At 75.8% G+C, this 4,274-nt stretch carries 2 protein-coding genes; both read right to left on the bottom strand.

The window, feature by feature from the left end; all coding sequences use genetic code 11:
* Positions 1-163: 163 nt before the first annotated feature.
* Positions 164-1,534 (bottom strand): FAD-binding oxidoreductase, encoded by a 1,371-nt coding sequence (locus tag ABZW32_RS39045; RefSeq protein WP_356225565.1) that lies wholly within the window; start codon positions 1,532-1,534, stop codon positions 164-166.
* Positions 1,535-1,731: 197 nt separating this feature from the next.
* On the bottom strand, positions 1,732-4,274 hold a 2,543-nt coding region (locus ABZW32_RS39040), incomplete at its 5' end, for an AAA family ATPase (protein WP_356225563.1).

The following is a 4,274-nucleotide window of genomic DNA, read 5'->3' as shown; positions in this document are numbered from 1 at the left end:
GTGTGTTGTTCTATTATGTTGTGTCGGGGGCCGGGTGCCGGGGGGCCTCGCGGCGGCGGGAGCTTCCCCCCGCGGAGCCGTGTTGCCTGGCCCGCCACCGCAACCCCGGCACCCCACCTCGTCGTGTCCGGCCGCGTCGGCTGACGCGGCCGGACACGACGGCCTACGGCTTCACGTTCTGGTTCAGGTGGAACAGGTTGTCCGGGTCGTAGGCCCGCTTGGCCTCCACGAGCCGGTCGTAGTTCCCCTTGTAGTTGGCCCGGATCCGGTCCTGGTCGTCACCGGCCATGAAGTTGACGTAGCCGCCCTCTTCTGAATGCGGAGCGGTCGCCTCGTAGTAGTCGCGCACCCAGGCGGTGTTGGCCTCGTTGTCGGCCGGGTCGGGCCACATGCCGGCGATGACCGTGGCGAACGAGGCGTCCCGGTAGGCGAAGGCCGTGGCGTCCTGCGGGACGTCGTGGCAGGCGCCGTTGATCGGGTAGATGTGGACGGTCGAGTTCACCACCGGGACCCGGGGACCGTGGACCAGGTGGGCCTCGATCGCGGCGTCGGTGAGCTCGGTGACGAAGTTGGCCTTCCAGTAGTGCTGGAGTCCGGGCGGTACCAGGGCGTCGAAGGCACTGTTCAACGCGGGATAGGGCATCGGTCCGACGTGTTCCGCGACCACGGGCGCGAACTCGCGGAACTGCTGCACGGCGCGCTCGCCCTCCGAGATCGGGCCGGCCCAGCAGGCCACGATCAGGATGAAGGGCTCCCCGTGCCGGTCCTCGGGGATGAAGGGCAGGGGCGGGGCGATCTGGAAGGCGGGGAAGCCGCCCAGCTGCCGCGGTGCGCCTGCGATGAGCTCGCGGTACCCGCGCAGGACGGCGCCGGCGTCGGCCAGTTCGAAGAGCATGGGCCCGCCGTACACGTCCTGCACCGGGGCCAGTCGGAATTCGAGCGAGGTCACCGCTCCGAAGTTCCCTCCCCCGCCGCGCAGGGCCCAGTAGAGGTCCTCGTTCTCGTCCTCGCTGGCGACCACCAGCCGGCCGTCGGCGGTCACCACGTCCGCGGAGATCAGGTTGTCGCAGCTCAGGCCCTGCCCGCGGCAGAGGTAGCCGATGCCGCCACCCAGGGTGAGCCCGCTCACACCGGTGGTGGATATGATCCCGCCGGTCGTCGCCAGGCCGAAGACGTGCGTGGCCGCGTTGAAGTCGCCCCAGGTCGCGCCGCCCTCGGCGCGCGCCGTCCGGTCGCCCGGGTCGACGCGGACCCCCCGCATCCCGGACAGGTCGGCGACGACGCCGTCGTCGCAGGTGCCGAAGCCGGGCACGCTGTGACTGCCGCCGCGCACCGCGAGGTCCAGCCCGTTCTCCCGGGCGAAGTCGACCGTCGCCATGACGTCGGCGGCGCCGGCGCACCGCACGACGACCGCCGGCTTCCGGTCGATCATGGCGTTGTAGACCTTGCGCGCCTCGTCGTAGGCCGCGTCCTGGGGGGTCACGACCGCGCCGCGCACCCGTTCGCGCAGCTGGTCCAGGGAAATTTTTGCCATGGCCGACGCTCCTCGCGGCGCCCGCACGCACACCGGCGCCGACCGCCGGGGTCCCGGGCGTCTCTTTTCACGCTACGCCGATGGGGCCAGCCCTCAAGCCGGGCCGCGCTCGGGCGTTCGGCGAACGGCCGGGAGCACCGTCCGGCGGTCGGGCGCTCCGAAGGGCCGTGCGGCGGCTCCGCGCGGGGCGTGCCGCCTCATGCCCGGGCGGGCGGCTCGCCGAAGCAGCGGGCGTACTGCTCGTTCGAGAGGTGGCCGGTGGTGAAGGCGCGGGTGTACTCCGGTTCGCCCAGGGCGTCCCGGAGCCGGGCGGCGGCCCGGTCGACGTCGAAGCGTTCCGCGGGTGGCAGCGGTGTGCCGACGGACTCCCGCAAGGCGTGGGCGGCGCCCAGGAGTTCGCCGGCCCGGAGCAGGTCGGTCCGTCGGCGCTCGGGAGTCGGGGCGGGGGCGGCCGGGTGGTGCGGGGCGGCCGGGTGGTGCGGGGTGGCCGGGGCGGGTGCCGCCAGGGCGCCCGCGAGGCCCTCGAAGGCCTGGGCCAGGGCCCGGGGGTCGCCGGTGCGGCGGGCGGCGTCGAGGCCCTCCTCGTGCAGGGACCGGGCCAGGTCGAGGTCGCCCCGGAGCTCGGCCGCGTAGCCGAGTTGTGCCAGGACCAGGGCGGCTCCCGCGTCCACGCCCAGCCGCCGGTTCCAGTCGAGCCAGGGCCGCAGCAGGGTCTCGGCCGCCGCCGGGTCGCCGCCGCGACGGGCACCCAGCGCCAGGCCGATCACCGCGAACTGCTCGGCCGGCCGGTGCGACTGCTCCACCGCGATCTCCCGGGCCCGCTCGTGCAGCAGCTCCGCCCGCGCGAGGTCGCCGGTCAGCAGGGCGATGCGGCCCTGCCTGGCCAGGCGGAAGGAGACCGTCGTCCACAGTTCCAGTTCCCGTGCGGTGCGCACCCCGTCCTCGTACAGCCGGGCGGCCGTCGGGTAGTCGCCGCGGATCTCGGCGAGCACGCCCAGTTGTTCGGAGCTCTGCAGTCGGCCCCACCGGTCACCGAGCCGGTCGAAGAGGGCCGCGGCCGCGCGGGCGTGCCGGTCGAGGTCCGCGAGGTCGCCCCGGTACATGGCACGGGTGGCGAGGGAGCTGAACGCGGCTGCCTCGCCCCAGCGGTCGCCCCGGGCCCGGAACGTGTCCGGCAGGGTGTCCAGGACCCCGCCGTCCGGCCCGGTGGCGGCTCCGGTGAAGCACAGCCGGGCGAACTCCAGCAGCCAGCGGGCCCGCGGTCGGGCGTCGGCGCATCCCGTCGGGCCCGGGTCGTCTTCGCCCGCGAACACGTCGAACGCCGCCCGCAGGGCCCGGAGCGTGGCCGCCGGCCCGGTGGCGCCGTCGGCCTCCGCGCGTTCCGGGGCCGCCGCCAGTGCGGCGCGTGCCTCCGCGATCCGGCCGCGCAGGAACCAGTACCAGGCCAGGGCCTCCACGAGGCGTACCGCGAGCCCGCACGGCGGCTCTGCCTCCGCCGCGTGGTCGAGGGCCGCCGCCAGGTTGGTCCGCTCCGCGTCCAGGCGGTCCAGCCAGGTGCGCTGGCCCGGCTCGTGGAGGCCGGCCGCCGCCCGCTCGGCGAGGTCCGTGAAGTGGTCGGCGTGCCGCTGTCGCAGGGCGCGGGCCTCGCCGGCCTCCGTCAGCCGTTCGCGGCCGTACGCCGTGACGGACTCCAGCGTCCGGTACCGCACGCCGCCGGTGCCCGTCGGGGTGCCCGCGCCCCCGTACGCCACCGTGACGAGCGAGCAGTCCACCAGCCGTGCCACCACGTCGAGGACGTCCTCCCGGGCGATGCCGTCGCCGGCGCAGACCTCCTCCGCCGACTCCAGGGTGAAGCCGCCGCGGAACACGGCCAGTCGGCGCAGCACCGTCCCCTCGGCGGGGGACAGCAGCCCCCAGCTCCAGTCGATCATCGCGCGCAGGGTGCGCTGGCGGGCCGGGGCGTCCCTGCGCGCCTGGTTGAGGAGGCGGAACCGGTCGTGCAGGCGGTCGGCCAGCGCGTGCACCCCCAGGGCCCGCACGCGGGTGGCGGCCAGTTCCAGCGCGAGCGGGATGCCGTCCAGCCGACGGCAGATCAGGGCGACGGCCTCCTCGTTCTCCCCGGTCACCGCGAAGCCTGGCGCGAGCGCCGCCGCCCGTTCGGCGAACAGCCGTACCGCCTCCGGCCCGGCCAGCGGCGATACGGGCTCCAGCACCTCCCCGGCGACGGCGAGGGGCTCCTGGCCCGTCGCGAGGACCCGTACGCCGGGCGCGCCCCGCAGCAGCCGGGAGACCAGTGCCGCGACCTCGTCCACCACGTGCTCGCAGTTGTCCAGGACGAGCAGCATGCGGCGCGGGGCCAGCAGCACCGTGAGCCACCGGGCGACCGCCTCGTCACGGTCGTCCGCCGGGCGTCCGCCGGGGCCGCCCCCCGCGACGTCCTCGCGCTCGCCCAGGGCCGCGGCCACGGCCGACGCCACCCCGGTCCGCACACCGGCGAGTTCGACGAAACGGATCCCGTCGCGGTACGGGTCTTCCCGGTCCGTGTCCGGCCGCGGCTGCGGACCCGGGCCGGCCGCCAGCCGTGCGGCCACCGCCAGGGCCAGGCGGGTCTTGCCGACCCCGCCGGGTCCGGTGAGCGTGACGAGGCGTCCCGCCTCGACGGCGGCGCACACCCGGGAGACGGCGTCCTCGCGTCCGACCAGCGGGCCGACGGGGGTGGGGACGGCGCCCGCGGCGGGGC

Source organism: Streptomyces sp. NPDC004667 (genome assembly GCF_040609475.1).
Taxonomy (GTDB): Bacteria; Actinomycetota; Actinomycetes; order Streptomycetales; family Streptomycetaceae; genus Streptomyces.
The sequence above is the reverse complement of the archived record's forward strand: the minus strand, read 5'-3'. Positions and strand labels throughout refer to the sequence as shown.